Source organism: Streptomyces liliifuscus (assembly GCF_016598615.1).
Taxonomy (GTDB): domain Bacteria; phylum Actinomycetota; class Actinomycetes; order Streptomycetales; family Streptomycetaceae; genus Streptomyces; species Streptomyces liliifuscus.
In genome coordinates, this window is sequence record NZ_CP066831.1 from 9,594,406 (window position 1) to 9,613,216 (window position 18,811).

The window sequence follows — 18,811 nt, forward strand, 5'->3', positions numbered from 1 at the left end:
AGCATCTGTCGCGCAGCATGGCAATACTTGTGTCGCCGTCCTACGTACGATGTGCACATGGCTCAAACGAACGGGCGGACGAGTCGGCGCGATATCTATCTGAAATTGCGTCAGTTGGTCCTGACCCTCGAACTTCCCCCGGGCGCGGCCCTCTCGGAGAACGAACTCGCCGCGTCGCTGGGCGTCAGCCGCACGCCCGTGCGGGAGAGCCTGATCCTGCTGGCCCAGGAGGGCCTGGTGCAGGTCTTCCCGAAGATCGGGTCGTTCGTGTCACGCGTGGATCCCGCACAGGTCGCCGACGCACAGTTCCTCCGGGAGGCGGTGGAGCTCGCATCGCTCGACGACCTTCCCGAGCAGCTCGACCCCGCGGTCGTCGAGGAACTGCGGGGCAACCTGAACCGCCAGCAGCGGGCGGACCTCGACCTGGAGGAGTTCTTCGATCTGGACGAGGCGTTCCACCAGGGCCTGATGCGCCTGAGCGGTCACGGCAATGTGTGGACCACCGTCGCGGCGGCCAAGGGCCACCTGGACCGGGCCCGCCGCCTCGGCCTGCACGAGAACGTGTCCCCGGCCGTCTTCGCCGCCCAGCACCACGAGATCTTCGAGGCGATCGTCGGCGGGAACGTCCAGCTCGCCCGCACGGCCATGCGTACACACCTGCGGGCCGTCTTCAGCGACATCGAACGCATCCGCGCGCACTCGCCCGAACTGTTCGCGACCGACGCCTCGACCGTGCCCGTGCGACGCAACGTCGTCGTCTGGGAGTGATCCCGCCGCCCGCCCCGGCCTCGGAAAAGTACTTCCCGTCTGCAACCAATACACTGCGGCGACGCGTCCGTCACTTCAGCCGCGAATCGGGGGAGTTGCAGAGATGAACGCCTGGAACCCGCAGGGGCCGCCACCGTACGACCCGCACGGTGGCAATGTGCCTCCGCAGCCCCAGGGCCCGTACCCGTACAACACTCCACCGCCGCCCGGCGGTTACCCGCCCAACGGCCCACAGCCCTACCCGCCGCACCCCTACCCTCCGCAGCCCGGCCCGCCGTACCCGGGGCCGCTGCCCCAGCGCCGCGTGGGACCGCTCGGGCGGCTGTGGCGCACCGCGGGTCCCATCGCGGTCGGGCGCAAGGTCTTCACGCCGTCGCGGCCGGGCCGGGTCGACGACGAGGTGGTCGCCCGCATCCAGAAGATCCGCACCATCGTCGGCCTGTGTGCCGTCGTGTGGGTGACGATCTCCTACAAAATCGCCGCGTCCGCGGGGGACATCGCGAGCGACCGCGGAAACCAGGCCTGGATCAACGTACTTGTGCTCGCGGCGACCTTCCCGGTGGCCGTCGGGGTGCTGATCGCCGTGGCCCGGCCACCGGCCCGTCAGGAGCTGCTGCGCCGCACCGCGAAGCCCTTCGGTTCGATCCTGGCCATCATGGGCGCCATGTTCGTGTTCCCGGCGTCCGTGCTCACCGGCTTCGTCAGCGGGCGGTTCGCCACCAATCCCGTGATGACGGTGGTCACCGTCGTCGTCACGCTGCTCACGATCGTCTGGGTCCTCCCGTTCGTCTTCTACGGCATCGGTATGTCCCTCGTCCATGTCTTCCGCACCGCGGACATCCATGAGACGGTGCCGCCTCTGCTGGCCATCACGCTCGTGTGGGAGATGGCACTGGTGGATATGTTCACAGGGGCCTACGACACTCTGCCGGGGCCCGTCCGGATCGTCGTCACGCTCGGCGCGCCGCTGTCCGTCACCGCGGTGGGCCTCTGGGAACTGCGCCGCCTGCGTACCAACTACGGCCTCACACTGCGCGGCGCGCTCATGCGCTGAGGGCGCAGCCCCGGGAGGGGTCCCGGGGGTGGGGCGGCACCATGCCGACATCGAGACTCGTTCTGCGACCCGGGGGAGACCAGGATGAACGAACCGACGCATGCCCTGCCCGAAATGCCGGAACCCATGCCTCCCGAGGACCGGGCGCACGACCCGCTGGCCGTCGCCCTCGGCAACGCCTCACTCCTCGGCGTCGGTTACCTGATGCTGCGGCGGCGCAGACTCGCCGCCGCGGCCGCGGTCGTCACCGTCGTGCTCGTCTCCCGGCTCGTCTCGACCGCCCGGCCGGCGTACGAGATCGCCGTCCTCGTGTGGTGGGTCGCGGTCGTCGCCCACGGGTGGTTCCTGGCGCGCAGGGGCGGCAGCGGGGTCGCTCTGCGACGTCAGAGCGTGGTCGCACTGTGCATCACGCTGTCGGTGCTGCTGGCCGTGGCGCTCCTGCGATTCGACGCCTCCAGGATCGAGGAGAGCGTCACCGAGGCCCGCGAACGCGGCGACTGCGCCGGGGTGTCGAGCGCCCAGGACAGGGTGTGGTTCGGACATCGGGTCGCCGACGCCCCGCTGTCCGCCCGCGGCGACGAGAGCGTAGAGGCATGCGACCGGCTGCGGTCGGCCCGGACGGAACTGAACACCGCGCTGACCGGGAACACCGATGCCCTGGACGAGGGCTTCGGCACACTCGCCTCCGTCCTCGCCGAACCCGGCAACGAGAAGACGGTCGAGACGACCCTGACCGGATTCCTCGGGGGCCTGCCCGCCAAGGACCCCTGCACCACCGTCACCGTCACCGACTGGCTCCGCGACCGGAAGCGCAGCGACGACGTACTGGACCGGTCCGCCGACACGGCCCGGCGTACCGCGCCCGCCGCCCTCGTCGGATGCGGTGACGAGCTGATGGCGGACAGCAGTTGGCAGGACGCCCGTGCGCACTACGAGCGGCTGCTGGACCGCTACCCCGGCGACGAACTGGCGGACAAGGCCAGGAAGGGAGCCCGGAAGGCCACCCAGAGCATCGAGTTGGCCAACGTCCGCAGCCTGCTCGCACCGGGCTCCGGAACCCAGCCCGAGTACTGCTCCCGCCCGGCGAAGTACAGCGGCGCCAAGCCCATGGGCAAGGGCACCAACCGCGCGCTGTTCTACACCGGCAACACATACGGCGACGACTACACCGACAAGCTCCCCGGCTCCTGGAAGGCCGCCGACGCGGCCGACGCCGTCCTGGTGGTCTGCATGGGCGAGGACACCTTCGGAACGTCCGTCCGCACCTGCCCGTACCAGGGCCGGACCTCCGGCTCCACCACATACGTGACCTTCCACAAGATCGCGATCCCGGTGAAGGTCTACGAGGTGCGCACCGGCAAACTCGTCGCCAAGCGCAAGATCCAGATCAACGGGTCGAGTTGCCCCTCCCTCATCACGTACTTCACCGCCGGCGACTCCGACTCGGGCCCGCCGACGACCAGGTACGTCAGCGAGTCGAAGTCCGACGTGCGCTCCGCGTTCCGGCCACTGGTCGTCCGCTGAGCGGCAGCCCCGCCGGGCGAAGCAGGAGTCGGCATCGGTGGGCAGGGGCATCCCGCTCCTACTTATGCGAACCCGCCTTGGGGAGGGGTCCCGGAGCGGGCGCGGACCCTGAGGAACTGAGGAATACACCCGTGGGTGAACCGAGAACCCTGACAACCGGCACCCCCTGACAACCCGACCCCGACGAACCGAGGAGTCCAGCGATGCCCCTCTCCGCCAGCCTCGCGCGCGGTGTCGCGTCGGCCGCCCCCGGCACCCTGCACGCCCGCACGGTGACCGGCGACCTCAGCGCCCCGCCCCGGCAGGGCCTGACCGTCCGCTTCGGGCGCGGTGAGAAGCCGGACGTCGACCTGGGCGTCGGCCTGGACGACCTGCGGGTGAGCCGGCGGCACGGCGAACTGACGTACCGCCAGGGGCAGTGGTGGCTGCGCAACACCGGGCAGCAGCTCGTCCGGCTGCCCCGCGGCCGGATGATGCACCTCAGCACCGAGCCGCTCCCGCTCACCACCGGCTACACACCGCTGTTCGTCAAGGGCTCCGGCTACCGGGAGCACCTGGTCGAGCTGTACGTGGCGGGCCACGACGACCAGGGCCCGGTGTCGAGGCGCCGCGCCGAGACCGTACGGCCGGAGACCTGGGCGCTCGACGACGACGAACGGCTGCTGCTCGTCGTGCTCGGTCAGCGGTACCTCCTGTACGAGGAGGATCCGAGACCCCTGACGTACGCGATGGCCGCCAGGCAGCTCATCTACCTTCACCCGGACGGCAATTGGAACGAGCGCAGGATCGAGTACCGGATCGAGGCCGTACGGCGCCGACTGCACCGCACCGGATTCCGATACCCGCTGATGCACGACAAGTCCGAGGGCCGTCCCAACGACAACGGTCTGCTGCACAACCTGCTCAAGGGACTGGTGGAGTCAACCACGCTGGTACCGCCGGACCTGGACCTGATGGAGGACAACACGGCCTGGCCGGACCCCGAGCAACGGGGGTGACGTGCGGGGGACCCGGCCCGGTTCCCCCTCGGGTCATTGCGCGCGCAGTGCGGCAGCGGCCGGGGCGGCGAGGCCGGTGGCCATCGTGCAGAGCTCGTCGGTGGGCCGTTCGCCGCCGACCCGCAGGCGCAGCATCTCGGCGGCCGTCTCGGTGTCCTGGCCGCTGTACTCGCGGTACTCGACGAAGACCGTGCAGGTCTTCTCGCCGTTGCCCTCCGGTACGACCAGGGCGTCGTATCCGCTGAGCCTGACAGGGGCGCCGTCCACCGTGGACTTGGGCTCGTCGCGGAAGAAGCCCACCTCCGCCTCCAGATCGTCGACGCGGCTCTGCCACTCGCAGCTCCAGTCCGCGACGCCCACCTTCGGCACGTCGAACCTGACTCCGGGAACGACGGACAGCGCCTCGGCGTCGAGCAGTTCGCAGGCGTTCGCCCAGACCAGTGAGGCGGCCGGGTAGGCCGGGGAACGGCGGGGGACCGGGCCCCGGTTGAGGACATCGGCCGTGCTCCGGGCGGCCGCGTCGGCGACCGCGCACAGTGTCGCGTTGCCGCCGGTCACAGAGCCGTCACCCATGTTGACGCGGATGCCGACAGTCGTGCCGCCGGTGTCGCCGTCAGGATCGCCGCCGGTGTCGCCAACGGGATCACCATCGGGATCACCGTTGGGACCGCCAACGGGTGTCAGCAGCAGTCCGCACTCGTCGTCCTCCGGTGGCGCCTCCGTGATGTCGATCGCCCCGATGGTTCTGACGGGCTCCGACCTCTCGGGCGGCGAGCCCGCCCGGAGCTGGATCGACACGTCGATCCGGGTCTCGTCGTCGGGGTGGACGAGTACGTCGCAGCGGTCGAAGTTCCCGTAGTCCACGTCCAGTTCGGCCTCCCCGAACCGGCCGAGAGCACCGGTGTCGGCCAGGGCGCACAGGTCGGCGGTGTGCGGATCGCCGATCAGGGCCAGGGGTTCGATCTGCTTGCCGTGCGCGCCCTTCGAGGCGTTGTCCTTGAGTCGACTCTGGTCGGCCCCGGAGGCCGCTCGCCCGTCATCGCCGCCGTCGGGGACGACGGCGAGCCCCAAGGCCAGCGCGGCGCACACGCCGAGGGCCGCCACGATCAGCGGCCGGCGCCGACGCCATCGCGGCCGCCCGGCGGGCTTTCCAACCGAGCCGTCCGAACCACCCGGACCAGCTGAACCGCCCGAGCCGCCCGAACTGCCCGAACCAGCCGAACCGGCCAAACAATCCGACCCGCCCGACCCGCCCAAGTCGTCCGGGCTGTCAGGGGTATCGACGGCCTCCAGGAGCTGCCTGACCTCGACGGCATCGGGGCGCTGCCGCGGATCGCGCCGCAGCATGGCGGAGAGCACGGGATACAGGGCTCCCACTGCGGCGGCGTCCATCTCGACGACGCCCTGCTCGGCCTTCCAGTACCTGAGGCGTTCGCCGTCCTCCCCGTTCCCTGCCTCTCCCTCCTTGTCCGCGTCCCGTTGGTCGTCGCCCTCCTCGGACTCGCCGCCGCGGGGCGGTGAGCCGGTGACCAGCGCGTAGAGAGTCGTGGCCAGGCAGAACACGTCCGAGGCGGGTAGGGGGACGTTGCCCCGGGCCAGTTCGGGGGCGGCGTAGTCCGGAGTGAAGCTGAAGGGGCCGTTGGCCGTGATGGTCTCGGTGCCGCCGACCCGGTACGCGGCGCCGAAGTCCAGCAGCTTCGCGGTACCCCGCCGGGTGAGGCCGATGTTGGCGGGCTTGACGTCGCAGTGGACGATGCCCGCCTCGTGCAACGCGGCCAACGCGTCCGCGAGTTGGGCGCCGATACGGGCCGCCCGTAAGGGAGACATCGGCGGTTGTCGGTCCAGGCTGCCGCCGGGCACGTACTCCGTGATGAACCAGTACGTCCCCGCACTGTCCTCGTCCTGAGGTACGGTCACCACGTCGAGCAGGGTCACCACGTGGGGATGGTCGCGGAACCTGGCCATGGCACGTGGCTCGCCCAACAGCCGTCGTACCGCGGTCTCGTGGTCGCCGTCGGTCCGCTCCGGCTTCAGGGCGACGTCCTGCCCGACCACCGTGTCGTGGGCCAGCCACACATCGCCACTCCGCCCCGCGCCGATGACCTCCTTGAGGACGTAGCGGCCGGTCAACCGCTCTCCGGAACGCACAGTTCCCCCTCACCCCGAGTCCCCGACGCATGCGACCACAGGGCCGCACACGTGATTCGAACCTACTGCGTGTGGCGATCAGTACGCAGGGTCTGCGCGGAGCCTGCATCGGACGTCCGCATGCGTAGAGGTTGTGGGGCCGGCGGAGAAGTCCCGGAACGAGAACGTCCGGGCCGGCCCTGTGAGGGCCGGCCCGGACGTCACGATGAACCGATCAGACGAGGTCGAACCGGTCGAGGTCCATGACCTTGGTCCACGCCGCGACGAAGTCGTTCACGAACTTCTCCTTCGCGTCGTCGGCCGCGTAGACCTCCGCGAGCGCGCGCAGCTCGGAGTTCGAGCCGAAGACGAGGTCGGCACGGGTGCCGGTCCACTTGACGTCGCCCGTGGCGTCGTCGCGGGCCTCGAAGGTGGTCGCGTCCTCGGACGTCGCCGTCCACGTCGTGCCCAGGTCGAGCAGGTTGACGTAGAAGTCGTTCGTCAGCTTGCCGGGGGTCGCGGTGAGGACACCGAGCGACGACTGCTGGTGGTTGGCGCCCAGGACGCGCAGGCCACCGACGAGGACCGTCAGCTCCGGGCCGCTGAGGGTCAGCAGGTTCGCACGGTCGAGCAGCAGGTACTCGGCCGGCAGGCGGTTGCCCTTGCCGAGGTAGTTGCGGAACCCGTCGGCGGTCGGCTCGAGGGCGGCGAAGGACTCCGCGTCGGTGTGCTCCTCCGTGGCGTCGACACGGCCCGGGGTGAAGGGCACCGTGACGTCGTGACCGGCGTCCTTGGCGGCCTTCTCGACGGCCGCGCTGCCGCCGAGCACGATCAGGTCGGCCAGCGAGACCTTCTTGGCGCCGGAGTTGAACTCCGCCTGGATGCCCTCGAGGACACGCAGCACCTGGGCGAGCTGGTCGGGGTCGTTGGCGTCCCAGCCGCGCTGCGGCTCCAGACGGACGCGCGCGCCGTTGGCGCCGCCGCGCTTGTCGCTGCCGCGGAACGTCGAGGCCGAGGCCCAGGCGGCGGAGACGAGCTGCGAGACGGTCAGGTCCGAAGCGAGGATCTTCGCCTTGAGGGTGGTGACGTCGTCGGCGCCGATGGCCTCGCCCTCCGCCGCAGGCAGCGGGTCCTGCCACAGCAGGGTCTCCGCCGGGACCTCCGGGCCGAGGTAGAGCGACTTCGGACCCATGTCGCGGTGGGTCAGCTTATACCAGGCGCGGGCGAACGCGTCCGCGAACTCCGCCGGGTTCTCGTGGAAGCGGCGGGAGATGGGCTCGTAGATCGGGTCGAAGCGCAGCGACAGGTCCGTCGTGAGCATCGAGGGGGCGATCTTCTTCGTGGCGTCGTGGGCGGCCGGGACGGTGCCCTCGCCCGCGCCGTCCTTCGGCTTCCACTGGTTGGCGCCGGCGGGGCTCTGCGTGAGCTCCCACTCGTAGCCGAAGAGGTTGTCGAAGAAGCCGTTGCTCCACTGGGTGGGCGTGGTGGTCCAGGTGACCTCCAGGCCGGACGTGATGGCGTCCGCGCCCTTGCCCGTACCGAAGGAGTTCTTCCAGCCGAAGCCCTGCGCCTCGATCGGAGCGGCCTCGGGGTCGTCGCCGACGCTCTCCGCCGGGCCCGCGCCGTGGGTCTTGCCGAAGGTGTGACCGCCCGCGATCAGGGCGACCGTCTCCTCGTCGTTCATCGCCATCCGGCGGAAGGTCTCACGGATGTCGCGGGCCGCGGCGATCGGGTCCGGGTTGCCGTTGGGGCCCTCGGGGTTGACGTAGATGAGGCCCATCTGGACGGCGCCGAGCGGGCTCTCCAGCTCACGGTCGCCGGTGTAGCGCTGGTCGTCGAGCCAGGTGGTCTCGGGACCCCAGTACACGTCCTCCTCGGACTCCCAGACGTCCGCACGGCCGCCGGCGAAGCCGAAGGTCTCGAAGCCCATCTGCTCCAGGGCGACGTTGCCGGTCAGGATCATGAGGTCGGCCCAGGAGAGGCTCTGGCCGTACTTCTTCTTCACGGGCCACAGCAGACGGCGGGCCTTGTCGAGGTTGCCGTTGTCCGGCCAGCTGTTCAGGGGGGCGAAGCGCTGCTGACCGGCACCGGCGCCGCCGCGGCCGTCGCTGATGCGGTAGGTGCCCGCGCTGTGCCACGCCATACGGATCATGAACGGGCCGTAGTTGCCGAAGTCGGCCGGCCACCAGTCCTGCGAGGTGGTCAGTACCTCGGCGATGTCCTGTTTAACGGCCGCGAGGTCGAGGTTCTTGAACGCCTCGGCGTAGTCGAACTCCTCCCCGAGCGGGTTGGCCACGGCGGGGTTCTTGGCAAGGATCTTCAGGTTGAGCCGCTCCGGCCACCACTGGCGGTTTCCGCCGCCCTGAGTCGGGTGCGGGGCGCGCTCGTGTGCGACCGGGCAGCCTCCAGCCTCCGCGGGCTTCGGGTCAGTGACGATCGCATCATGGTTCTCAGTCATGAGAGTCCTTCCGAACTGGGTGGATCACGGTGCTCAGGAACTGCGGCTGGTGGAACAGGCGGGGCACAGGCCCCAGTAGATGACCTCGGCCTCGTCGATCGCGAAGCCGCGGTCGTCGGACGCGGTCAGGCAGGGGGCGTGGCCGACCGCGCAGTCGACGTCGGCGACGACGCCGCACGAACGGCACACGAGGTGGTGGTGGTTGTCTCCGACACGTCCCTCGAACCGGGCCGGGCTGCCGGGCGGTTCGAGGCGGCGTATGAGTCCCGCCGCGGTGAGTGCGTGGAGGGCCTCGTACACGGCTTGGAGGGAGATGTGGCCCACGCGGTCGCGTACCCCGGAGGCGATCGCCTCGACTCCGAGGTGGTCGCCGCTGCGGACGGTTTCGAGCAGTGCGACGCGGGCGGCCGTCACCCGCAGGCCGACACCGCGCAGCTCCTCGGCGGTGGTCGGAGTACGGGGTGTGGTCATGGCGCCAAACCTAGCGTCCTAAACACGAACAGTTCAAGAAAGCGAAGGTTCCAAGTTTGGTAAGTCCTGCCCAACGGACCATGGAGAACAGATCGTCGAGCCCGTCACCATCTTGACGGGTGACGAAAGCTCCTGCGATCATCATCACCTGTTCAGCAGGTGACGCGAGCGGGCCGGATGGCGCCGCCCTCGCCGCGATCGGAACCGGATCGCACCCGGATCGAACCCAGGAGGACGAGATGGCGCATCAGGAGAACGCTCCGGACACCGCCCAGGTTGCACGCCGTGCGCGGTTCGGCACGCTGCCGGAGCGCGTCAGTACGGCGGACATGGTCGAGGAGAAGCCGGCGACCGTGCCGGACCCGGCGAGGGACACGTACAACTCCGACGAGTGGCTCGTCCGTACGTGCCTGTGAGTCCGGTCGACCGCGCGGCGGGCCTCGACGTCGGCGACGTACGCTTGCTCATACCTCCGAGGGGAAGCGGATCATGACCACACCGCGGGACTTGTTGATCGTTGCCATGGATGGGGAATCCGGCCGCCCCGCGGACCGGGGAAGCCTGTCTCTCGCGCTCGCCGGGGCCGAGGTCGTCGACCTCCTCGGTGCCCGGGCCGTCGCCCTGGACGGCGACCGTGTCGTGCCCGGCGACCTGCCCTCGCTCGACGACCCCCTGCTGCGTGAGGCCGCGTCGTCGCTCGTCCGCCAGGCGCCGTACGAGTCGGTGGAGGACTGGCTGTGGCGCCGGGGCCGTGATCTGTCCTCGGCCTATGTGACCGCCTTCGAGACGGAGGGCCAGCTCACTCGGCAACGCCGACGTCTGGTGTCCTTCCGGGCCGGTGACCTGGCTCTCGTCGATTCCCCCGCCCGCCGCGGGGCCGTCGATCGCTGGGAGTCGCACGAGCCCGTTCTGGTCGCTCTCGCGACGGCCGCCGGACTGTACGGCGAGCCGTTCGACGAGACCGAGGCCGCCGAGGACTCACCGAACACGCCGGACTCCCCGAGCACGCCGGACACCTCGGACGCCCTGGACATCGCCGACGACGCGGTGGCGACGGTACTGGCCGCGGTCAACGACGCGGTGATGGAACTGGAAGCCGTTCGGCAGCGCCGGTCCATCGAGGACGCGGCCTTCGACAACGTCTGGCGCGGCCTGTGACGCGAGCCCGGGCCGGAGCGCCCGTGGGGGACCGGTCGACGGGGTAAATAGTCGATCGGTCGTATATTGGCCGTATGGGACGGACCAGCAACGCCAGGGAGAAGATCCTCACGGCTGCGGAGTCACTCATCGGGCAGCGGGGTTACTCGGCCCTCGGCACTGCCGAGATCTGCAAGGTCGCGGGCGTGCCGAAGGGCAGCTTCTACTACTTCTTCGAGACCAAGGAAGCGCTCGCCCTGGCTGTTCTCGACGAGCACTGGGAGACCCAGAGCGCCGACTGGAGCCGCGTCCTGCGCGGCGGCGGTGAGCCGCTCCAGCGGCTGCGGCAGCTGTTCGAGGAGACCGAGGCGGGCCAGCGTGCCGGACAGCAGAGCTGTGGGACCGTCTCGGGGTGCCTGTTCGGGAACCTGACACTTGAGCTGAGCAACCAGACCGAGGCGGTTCGTTCGCGTCTGCAAGGAATCTTCGACGCTCAGGTCGACATGGTCGAGGAGGTCGTCGCCGAGGCCGCGGAGCGCGGCGAGATCGCCATCGGCGACCCCCGCGAGGCCGCCCGGTCCGTCGTCGCGCAACTCGAGGGCCAGGTGCTCTTCGCCAAGCTCTACAACGACCCCCAGCGCCTCGACGTCCTGTGGAGGAACTGCCTCGCCATCCTCGGGGCCCGGTTGCCGGCGTAGGCCGCGGGTGCTCCCTGCGGTACGAGAACCTCGGGATCCCCGTGTCTCAGCCGACCGTGGTTGTCTGTGCCTGCTTCCTGCGGGCGCGGTAGGCCGCGGCCTTGACCTTGTTCCCGCACGACTCCATGCCGCACCACTGCCGGCGCACACCGCGCGACCGGTCGATGTAGACGCGGGTGCATTCGGGATTGCCGCACTCCTTCAGCAGCGGAACATCGGGTCCGCCGAGGACTTCGACGGCCTGGCGCGCCACGCTGGCCAGCGCCTCTTCGGGCGTCGCGGCCGTCCATCGCCCCGCCGCGGTGAGTTGGGGCGTCGCGGAGGGCTTGCGGGCCGCGCCGTTCACCGCGGCGAGCGCCTCTTCGTCGTAGGCCTCGCCGAGCCGCCGGGCGGTGATCAGGGCGTAGACGGCCTCCCGTACGGCGATCGCCTGCTCGACGTCGGCCTCCCGGCTGGGGGAGACGGCGTCGACGACTCCGGACTCGACGTACCATGCCTCCAGTCGGTCCGGCGACACGAGCGTCTCGAACCGGAGCGTGCGGCGGGCCCGGAGCGTGGCCGCGAAGTCGAGCGCGGGGTTCCCGCAGAAGAAGGCATGATCCAGATTCACGTCACCATTTTGACCGGTGACACTGGGGCGGGGCAAGAGAGGCAGGCAAGGGAGGCAGGCAAGGGGAGGAGGCGGCAAGGGGGACAGACGCGGGCGGTCACTGATCAGGCCGGTTATGGTCGGGCTGCTGCTGTTTCTTCGGGATCTGTTGCTCGAACCAGACGACCTTGCCCGTGCTGAGCCTCGTAGCGCCCCAGCGTTGCGCGAGCTGGTCGACGAGGAAGAGGCCCCGGCCGCCCTCGTCGCCCGGCTGGGCCTGCCGCATCCGGGGCACCTGGGACGAGTCGTCGGTCACCTCGCAGCGCAGGACGTCGGTGCGCAGCAGCCGCAGCGCGATGGGCCGTGAGGCGAAACGGACGGCGTTCGTCACCACCTCGCTGACCATGAGTTCCGTCGGGTCGAGCATCGATTCCAGGCCCCAGCGGCGAAGTGCCCTGCGGGTCAGACGGCGGGCCTGTCCGGCGGTCAGCGGGTGGGGGTCCAGGTGCCAGTACCCCACGCTGTCCGGAGGGAAGCCCTCGAACCGGGCCGTGAGCAGCGCGATGTCGTCGTCCCGGGAGCCCGGGACCATGACGCCCAGGATGTGGTCGCAGAGCACTTCGAGCGAGGGCGCGGAGCGTCCGCCCGCCGCGGTTCGGAGACTGGCGCGCAGGGCCTCGACGCCTGTTCCCACGTCCGTCTCGCGCGACTCGACGAGGCCGTCGGTGTAGAGGAGAAGGGTCGCTCCGGTGGGCGCGTGCATCTCCACGGACTCGAAGTCGACGCCGCCGACACCGATGGGGGCGGCCGGTGGAACGCGCAGGACCTCGCCGTGGCCGTCCGGGTGCAGGAGCACCGCGGGCGGGTGGCCGGCGTTCGCGATGAGCAGCCGGTGCGAGATCGGGTCGTAGATCGCGTAGAGACAGGTGGCGATGTGGTCGCTGCCGAGGCGCTGGGCCTGCTCGTCCAGATGGTGCAGGACCTCGTCCGGAGGCAGGTCGAGCCCGGCGAGCGTCTGCACGATGGTGCGCAGCTGGCCCATGATCGCGGCGGACGTCATGGAATGCCCCATGACATCCCCGACGATCAGTGCGACGCGGTTGCCGGGCAGTGGAATCGCGTCGTACCAGTCGCCCCCGACCTGGGCGGTCTTCGAGGCGGGCAGATAGCGGCTGGCCAGCCGGATCCCGGTGGGCTCGGGCAGTGACGACGGGAGCATGGTGTGCTGCAACGTGTCCGCGACGGAGGCCTCGTGTCCGTACATCACCGCCTTCTGTACGCCGATGGCGGTGTGCGTCGCGAGCTGTGAGGCCACGAGCAGGTCGTCGCGCGTGAAGGGCGACCGGTCGGGCCGGCGCAGGAGGACGACCGTCCCCATGGCGTGCCGACGGCCGTGCAGCGGCGCGATGATCAGCCTGCGCCCCGGCGGAATCGCCTCCGGCACCTTCGCCAGGGGCCCGAGCAGTTCGGCCACCGCGGGCGCGATCCCCGGCGCGTCACCGAAGGCGGGCCGTCCGGCGAGCAGCAGCTTCGAGAGGCGGCCGGCGATGTCCGGCCGCACGCGCTCGGCGATGTCCGAGTGCAGGGGATGGGTCTTGAGCAGGGTTGACCGGGCGGTGGTGGACTCTTCCGGCTTCCTGCTGACGCTGTGCAGCTGCAGGACGACGGGCGCGGTCGACTTCTCGTCCCCGACGGGGAGCGGATCGTGCAGATGGACGATGATCGCGTCCGCGAAGGCCGGGACGGCCGCCCGCCGCAGTTCGCGGAGCGTCTCGTCGAGATCCATCCCGCGGGCGATCCGCCGGGTCGCCACGTCCAAATACTGGAGCCTGTCGGTCTGCGCTCCGCCCCCGTCAGGGATCGGGTCCGGGTCCGGAGGGTTGTCCGGTCCCGGGTCCCGGGAGCCCCTGCCCTCCGCACGGCGGCCGTGCGGAGGGGGCGGCTGGGGGGTCCGGGTGACCCGCGGGCCCTTGGGGGTGGGGTGCTCCGTCACGCGTTTCGTCCCGTCGGTGGGCCGCGGTCCGCGGTGAAGGGTCGTGCCTGTTCAGTCGTGCCGTCGGCAGCAGAGGAAGACCTGTTCCTCGGGCGGGACGTCGGCGACTGCCGGGGCGTAGGTGTAGGAGGCCTCCTTGACGATCTCGAAGCCACCGGCCTCGATGACCTTGTGCAGGTCTTCCAGCACGTATCCGGAAACCCGGATCGTGTTTCCGAGGAACGGGATCGCGTAGTTGTCCACATCGGCCTCGACCATCGAGAGGACGAAGAGACCACCGGGAACCAGCAGGTGGCGGATCGTCTGCAGCGCGAGGGGAATCTCCACGCGGGGCAGCATCAGCAAGGAGAAGAAGGCGGCGACGGCGTCGAAACGGCCGAGGTCGTGCGGGCCGCCGGGGCGCAGGTCGGCGATGTCCAGCTGGTGGAACGTCGCCTCGGGAACGTACTCCCTGGCGAGCTGCACCATCCTGCGCGACAGGTCGACGCCCACCACCTCGAAGCCGGCGTCCGTCAGCTGGCGCGTGGTCGGCACTCCGGTGCCGCAGCCGAGGTCGAGCATTCGCGAACCCGCCGGCAGCGAGTCGATCAGCCATTCTCCGGCGGAGAGCTGGCCCTCCTTGTGCGGGAAAGCCTCGTCGTAACGGTCGCCGATGGCGTCAAAGGCTTCGGCCTGACCGCTGCGGTCAAACCGAATGCTCTCGTAGTCAGCGCCATTGCTCATCCTGGTCACGAAAGTAGCCTTTCGTAGCTCAAATTGAATTATTCCACAATCGCATGATCGGCGGTCGCGGGTGAATCCAGGTCTTCACGGGCCGGCAGCCGCACGCCCGTGACTCACGCCGCCCCTGATCGTGCCCGGGTCTTGCCCGGTCGGCGGAAACACGTCACACTGATACCGAACGAATGGTCGGTTGGGAAGCTGGTATCGATGACCACGACACACTCCACCGAGGTGCCGCCCCAGGAGTTGCAGCAGCAGTTCGACGCGACGATCGCGCGGGACCAGCGGGTCGAGCCGCGCGACTGGATGCCGGACGGCTACCGCAAGACGCTGGTGCGGCAGATCGCGCAGCACGCGCACTCGGAGATCATCGGCATGCAGCCGGAGGGCGAGTGGATCACGCGTGCCCCCTCGCTGCGCCGCAAGGCCATCCTGTTCGCGAAGGTCCAGGACGAGGCCGGCCACGGGTTGTACCTGTACTCGGCGGCGGAGACCCTGGGCGCCGACCGAGCGGACCTGACCGAGCGACTCATCGAGGGGCGCCAGAAGTACTCGTCGATCTTCAACTACCCCACGCCGACGTTCGCCGACGTCGGCGTCATCGGCTGGTTCGTGGACGGCGCGGCGATCTGCAACCAGGTTCCGCTGTGCAGGAGTTCGTACGGGCCCTACGCGCGCGCGATGGTGCGGATCTGCAAAGAGGAGTCGTTCCACCAGCGGCAGGGCTACGAGCTGCTGATGACGATGATGCGCGGCACCGAGGCCCAGCGGGCCATGGTCCAGGACTCGGTGGACCGCTGGTGGTGGCCCTCGCTCATGATGTTCGGCCCGCCCGACGGCGACTCGCCCAACTCGGCGGCGTCGATGGCCTGGAAGATCAAGCGGCACAGCAACGACGAGCTGCGTCAGCGGTTCGTCGACATGACCGTGCCGCAGGCCGAGAAGCTCGGCGTCACCCTCCCCGACCCGGAGCTGCGCTGGAACGAGGAGCGCGGCAGCCACGACTTCGGCACCCCCGACTGGTCGGAGCTGAAGCGGGTGATCTCCGGCGGCGGGCCGTGCAACGCCGAGCGGGTGGAGCGGCGCCGCAGCGCCCATGAGGAGGGCGCCTGGGTGCGGGAGGCGGCCACGGCCCACGCGGCCAAGCAGGCGGCACGCGCGCGTGAAGGAGCGACGGCATGAGCGACATCACCCCGGGCACCTCCCAGGGGACCGGCACCCAGGGCACCGGCAAGGGCGACTGGCCGCTGTACGAGGTGTTCGTGCGCGGCAAGCGCGGGCTGAACCACGTCCATGTGGGCTCGCTGCACGCAGCCGACGACGCCATGGCGCTGACCCACGCCCGCGACCTCTACACCCGGCGCAACGAGGGCGTCTCGATCTGGGTGGTGCGCTCGGAGCACATCGCGGCGTCCACGCGCGACGAGAAGGACCCGTTCTTCGCGCCGAGCGCCGACAAGGTCTACCGCCACCCGACCTTCTACGACATCCCCGACGACGTCCCGCACATCTGAGGAGCAGGGCATGAGTGACGACCACGTCTACATGACCCTCGCCGAGGGACACGAGGACGACGCCCGCTGGGCATACGGCACCGGCTTCGAGGACCCCCTGCACGGCGTGGACACCACCGTGCCCGAGGGCGTCGACGCGGGCCGGCTGGCCGCCGACTGCGTGGCGCTCGCGGACGACGCCCTGGTCTCCGCGCAGCGGCTCGCCGAGTGGACCACCCGCGCCCCGGAGCTGGAGGAGGAGGTCGCGCTGGCCAACATCGGCCTCGACCTCCTCGGCCAGGCCCGCCTGCTGTACGCACGCGCCGGGCAGGTCGACGGCACCGGGCGCGACGAGGACGCGTACGCCTACTTCCGGGACGCGGAGGACTTCAGGAACGTCCGGCTGGCCGAACTCCCGGACGGGGACTTCGCGTTCTCGATCGTGCGGCTGCTGGTCCTGTCCAGCTGGCGCCTCGCGCACTTCGAGCAGCTCTCGTCGCACCCCGACCCCGTCCTCTCGGCCATCGCCGCCAAGGGCGTCAAGGAGCTGACGTACCACCGGCAGTACGCGGCCGAGTGGACGGTGCGTCTCGGCGACGGCACGGACGAGTCGCGCCGCCGGACGCGTACGGCGATGGAACAGGTCGCCCCGTACTTCGGCGAGTTGTTCACGGCGTACGACGTGCGGGGCGAGGTGGTCGCCGTGCTGCGGCAGGTCACCGAGGCGGCCGGGCTGCCCATGCCCGTGTACCGGCCGCTGCCCGGCGCCGGGCGAGGCGGGGAGCACACCGAGCATCTCGCGCCGCTTCTGGCCGAGTTGCAGAGCGTGGCCCGTGCACACCCGGGGGCGACATGGTGACCGTGCTGACGGACGTGCGGCACGCCCGGCACATCGCCGAGCAGGTGCCCGACCCCGAACTGCCCATGCTGACCCTCGCCGACCTCGGCGTCCTGCGCGCCGTCGAGGTGACCGGGGACGGGACCGTGGTCGCGAGTCTGACGCCGACCTACTCCGGCTGCCCGGCGATGGCCGAGATGCGCGCGGACGTGGCGGCACGGCTGCGCGGCGCTGGGTACGCGCGCGTGGAGATCCGTACGGTCCTGGACCCGCCGTGGACGAGTGACTGGATCACCCCGGAGGGCCGTCGCAAGCTCGCCGAGCACGGCATCGCGCCGCCGGGGGCCGCACCCCGCCACGCCGCCGGTCCCGTTCCGCTCGTGCTGTCGCCCACCCGGCGCACGGTGGAGTGCCCGCGCTGCGGTTCGGCGGACACCGAGGAGACCTCCCGTTTCGCCGCCACGTCCTGCAAGGCGCTGTGGCGCTGCCTCGCCTGCCGCGAGCCGTTCGAGTACGTCAAGGAGATCTGATGGAAGGCCTGAGGGAAGAGCCGATGGGAGGCCTGAAGGACCCGGCCGCGCCGACCACCGCCAGTCCTACTACTGCTTCCGGTCCCGCCACTGCTTCCGGTCCCGCGTCCGGCCCGGCGGTGCGTCCGCGTGTACGCACCCGCCGTCCGGTCTTCCACACCCTGCGCGTCGCCTCCGTACAGCCGTTGTGCGAGGACGCGGCGGCTGTCAGCTTCGAGATCCCGGAGGAACTGGCCGGGGAGTTCGCCTTCGCGCCCGGGCAGTCGCTCACGCTGCGGCGCGAGATCGACGGACGGGACGAGCGGCGCTCGTACTCCATCTGCTCTCCGGCCGGTTCGGTGCCGCGTATCGGCGTGCGGGTGGTGCCGGGCGGTCTGTTCTCGGCGTGGCTCGTGCGGGACGTGCGCCCCGGGGACACCGTGGAGGTGATGGCCCCCACCGGTTTCTTCACACCCGACCTCACCACCCCCGGCCATCACGTGCTGATCGCGGCGGGCTCCGGCATCACGCCCATGGTGTCCATCGCCGAGTCCGTGCTGGCTGCGGACTCCCGCTCCACCGTCACGCTCTTCTACGGCAACCGGCGCACCGGCACAGTGATGTTCGCCGACGAGCTGGCGGACCTGAAGGACCTGTACCCGGCCCGTTTCCAGCTCGCCCACGTGCTGTCGCGCGAGCCGCGGGAGGCCGAGGTGCTCTCCGGCCGCCTCGACGCCGAGCGGCTCTCGGCGCTCGTCGACGCCCTGGTCGATGTGAAGGGGGCCGACCACTGGTGGCTGTGCGGCCCGCACGGCATGGTCCGTGACGCGCAGGCGGTGCTCGCCGGTCTCGGAGTGCCCGGCGACCGCGTCCACCAGGAGCTGTTCTACGCCGACGACGAGCCCGTACGGGAAGTACGTCACGAGGAGGCCGCCGTCCAGGGGGCCGTCAGCCAGGTGACCATCACCCTCGACGGGCGCTCCACCACCGCCGCCCTCGCCCGGGACCGGAGCGTTCTCGACGGCGCCCAGAAGACCCGCCCCGACCTGCCGTTCGCCTGCAAGGGCGGCGTCTGCGGCACCTGCCGGGCGCTGGTCACCGACGGCAAGGCCGACATGCGCCGCAACTTCGCCCTCGAAGCCGACGAGGTGGACGCGGGGTACGTCCTTACGTGCCAGTCGTATCCGGTCTCGGAGACGCTGACGGTCGACTACGACAGCTGATCCGGCAGGGGAGCCGACTGGCCGGGCGCGGGAATCGACTGGCCAGGCGCGGAAATCGGTCAGCCGGTCACGGAAGTCGCCGGAGCCGGCACGGGAGCCGATTCCTGCCCCCTTCATGCGCGCGGACCCCATAAAGCGGCCTTATGGGGTCATAGATCGGGCCCGACTACTGACTTAGGCATGCCTTAGTTTAGGCTCCGGGTGAGTA

Annotated in this window: 18 protein-coding genes; 12 read left to right on the forward strand and 6 right to left on the reverse strand. The window is 70.3% G+C overall.

From position 1 onward, the window contains the following. The first annotated feature begins 57 nt into the window (after window positions 1–57). The 4 genes from JEQ17_RS41805 (at window position 58) to JEQ17_RS41820 (ending at window position 4,344) form a co-directional block, all read left to right on the forward strand. Window positions 58–768 (forward strand): GntR family transcriptional regulator, encoded by a 711-nt coding sequence (locus JEQ17_RS41805; protein ID WP_200400115.1) that lies wholly within the window; start codon window positions 58–60, stop codon window positions 766–768. A gap of 103 nt (window positions 769–871) precedes the next feature. Continuing rightward, entirely contained in the window at window positions 872–1,822 is a 951-nt protein-coding gene (locus tag JEQ17_RS41810) for a hypothetical protein (protein ID WP_234048567.1), read from the forward strand. Window positions 1,823–1,906: 84 nt separating this feature from the next. Continuing rightward, window positions 1,907–3,346 (forward strand): tetratricopeptide repeat protein, encoded by a 1,440-nt coding sequence (locus JEQ17_RS41815; protein WP_200400116.1) that lies wholly within the window; start codon window positions 1,907–1,909, stop codon window positions 3,344–3,346. Between the two features lie 203 nt (window positions 3,347–3,549). Next, on the forward strand, window positions 3,550–4,344 hold the full coding sequence (locus JEQ17_RS41820; RefSeq protein ID WP_200400117.1) for an FHA domain-containing protein: 795 nt from the start codon (window positions 3,550–3,552) through the stop codon (window positions 4,342–4,344). A 33-nt stretch (window positions 4,345–4,377) separates the two neighbouring features. Here JEQ17_RS41820 and JEQ17_RS41825 read toward each other — a convergent pair whose 3' ends face one another. The 3 genes from JEQ17_RS41825 to JEQ17_RS41835 all read right to left on the reverse strand — a co-directional run bounded on the left by JEQ17_RS41825 (window position 4,378) and on the right by JEQ17_RS41835 (window position 9,400). Next, entirely contained in the window at window positions 4,378–6,492 is a 2,115-nt protein-coding gene (locus tag JEQ17_RS41825; protein WP_200400118.1) for a serine/threonine-protein kinase, read from the reverse strand. Between the two features lie 214 nt (window positions 6,493–6,706). After that, window positions 6,707–8,929: a catalase/peroxidase HPI gene (katG, locus tag JEQ17_RS41830; protein ID WP_200400119.1), complete on the reverse strand. Its 2,223-nt coding sequence runs from the start codon at window positions 8,927–8,929 to the stop codon at window positions 6,707–6,709. Between the two features lie 33 nt (window positions 8,930–8,962). Then, complete coding sequence (locus JEQ17_RS41835; protein WP_200400120.1) at window positions 8,963–9,400, reverse strand: Fur family transcriptional regulator; 438 nt, start codon at window positions 9,398–9,400, stop codon at window positions 8,963–8,965. A 239-nt stretch (window positions 9,401–9,639) separates the two neighbouring features. Between JEQ17_RS41835 and JEQ17_RS41840 the strand changes: the two genes are divergently transcribed. The 3 genes from JEQ17_RS41840 to JEQ17_RS41850 all read left to right on the forward strand — a co-directional run bounded on the left by JEQ17_RS41840 (window position 9,640) and on the right by JEQ17_RS41850 (window position 11,235). Continuing rightward, the gene (locus JEQ17_RS41840; RefSeq protein WP_200400121.1) at window positions 9,640–9,816 is read left to right on the forward strand and encodes a hypothetical protein; all 177 of its coding nucleotides are present in this window, start codon (window positions 9,640–9,642) and stop codon (window positions 9,814–9,816) included. Between the two features lie 73 nt (window positions 9,817–9,889). Then, the gene (locus JEQ17_RS41845) at window positions 9,890–10,558 is read left to right on the forward strand and encodes a GOLPH3/VPS74 family protein (protein WP_200400122.1); all 669 of its coding nucleotides are present in this window, start codon (window positions 9,890–9,892) and stop codon (window positions 10,556–10,558) included. Window positions 10,559–10,632: 74 nt separating this feature from the next. Further along, a complete protein-coding gene (locus JEQ17_RS41850; protein WP_200400123.1) occupies window positions 10,633–11,235 on the forward strand; it encodes a TetR/AcrR family transcriptional regulator in 603 nt (200 codons plus the stop codon). A 46-nt stretch (window positions 11,236–11,281) separates the two neighbouring features. On the opposite strand, the gene JEQ17_RS41855 is transcribed toward JEQ17_RS41850, so the two are convergent. The 3 genes from JEQ17_RS41855 to JEQ17_RS41865 form a co-directional block, all read right to left on the reverse strand. After that, window positions 11,282–11,845 carry a CGNR zinc finger domain-containing protein gene (locus tag JEQ17_RS41855; RefSeq protein WP_200400124.1) on the reverse strand — a complete coding sequence of 188 codons (564 nt, stop codon included), beginning with the start codon at window positions 11,843–11,845 and terminating at the stop codon, window positions 11,282–11,284. Window positions 11,846–11,942: 97 nt separating this feature from the next. Then, window positions 11,943–13,610, reverse strand: coding sequence for an ATP-binding SpoIIE family protein phosphatase (locus tag JEQ17_RS41860; protein WP_200401996.1), 1,668 nt, complete (start codon window positions 13,608–13,610; stop codon window positions 11,943–11,945). 258 nt (window positions 13,611–13,868) lie between these two features. After that, entirely contained in the window at window positions 13,869–14,540 is a 672-nt protein-coding gene (locus JEQ17_RS41865) for a class I SAM-dependent DNA methyltransferase (protein WP_200400125.1), read from the reverse strand. Between the two features lie 207 nt (window positions 14,541–14,747). Between JEQ17_RS41865 and paaA the strand changes: the two genes are divergently transcribed. The 5 genes from paaA to paaE are packed head-to-tail and all read left to right on the forward strand — an operon-like array spanning window position 14,748 to window position 18,603. Beyond that, window positions 14,748–15,722 carry a 1,2-phenylacetyl-CoA epoxidase subunit PaaA gene (gene paaA, locus JEQ17_RS41870; RefSeq protein ID WP_200400126.1) on the forward strand — a complete coding sequence of 325 codons (975 nt, stop codon included), beginning with the start codon at window positions 14,748–14,750 and terminating at the stop codon, window positions 15,720–15,722. Further along, on the forward strand, window positions 15,719–16,054 hold the full coding sequence (gene paaB, locus JEQ17_RS41875; RefSeq protein ID WP_200400127.1) for a 1,2-phenylacetyl-CoA epoxidase subunit PaaB: 336 nt from the start codon (window positions 15,719–15,721) through the stop codon (window positions 16,052–16,054). Before paaA ends, paaB begins: the two co-directional genes overlap by 4 nt. Before the next feature lie 10 nt (window positions 16,055–16,064). Next, window positions 16,065–16,892: a 1,2-phenylacetyl-CoA epoxidase subunit PaaC gene (paaC, locus tag JEQ17_RS41880; protein WP_200400128.1), complete on the forward strand. Its 828-nt coding sequence runs from the start codon at window positions 16,065–16,067 to the stop codon at window positions 16,890–16,892. Next, on the forward strand, window positions 16,886–17,401 hold the full coding sequence (paaD, locus tag JEQ17_RS41885) for a 1,2-phenylacetyl-CoA epoxidase subunit PaaD (protein ID WP_200400129.1): 516 nt from the start codon (window positions 16,886–16,888) through the stop codon (window positions 17,399–17,401). Before paaC ends, paaD begins: the two co-directional genes overlap by 7 nt. Continuing rightward, the gene (gene paaE, locus JEQ17_RS41890) at window positions 17,401–18,603 is read left to right on the forward strand and encodes a 1,2-phenylacetyl-CoA epoxidase subunit PaaE (RefSeq protein WP_200400130.1); all 1,203 of its coding nucleotides are present in this window, start codon (window positions 17,401–17,403) and stop codon (window positions 18,601–18,603) included. Before paaD ends, paaE begins: the two co-directional genes overlap by 1 nt. Window positions 18,604–18,811: the final 208 nt, after the last annotated feature.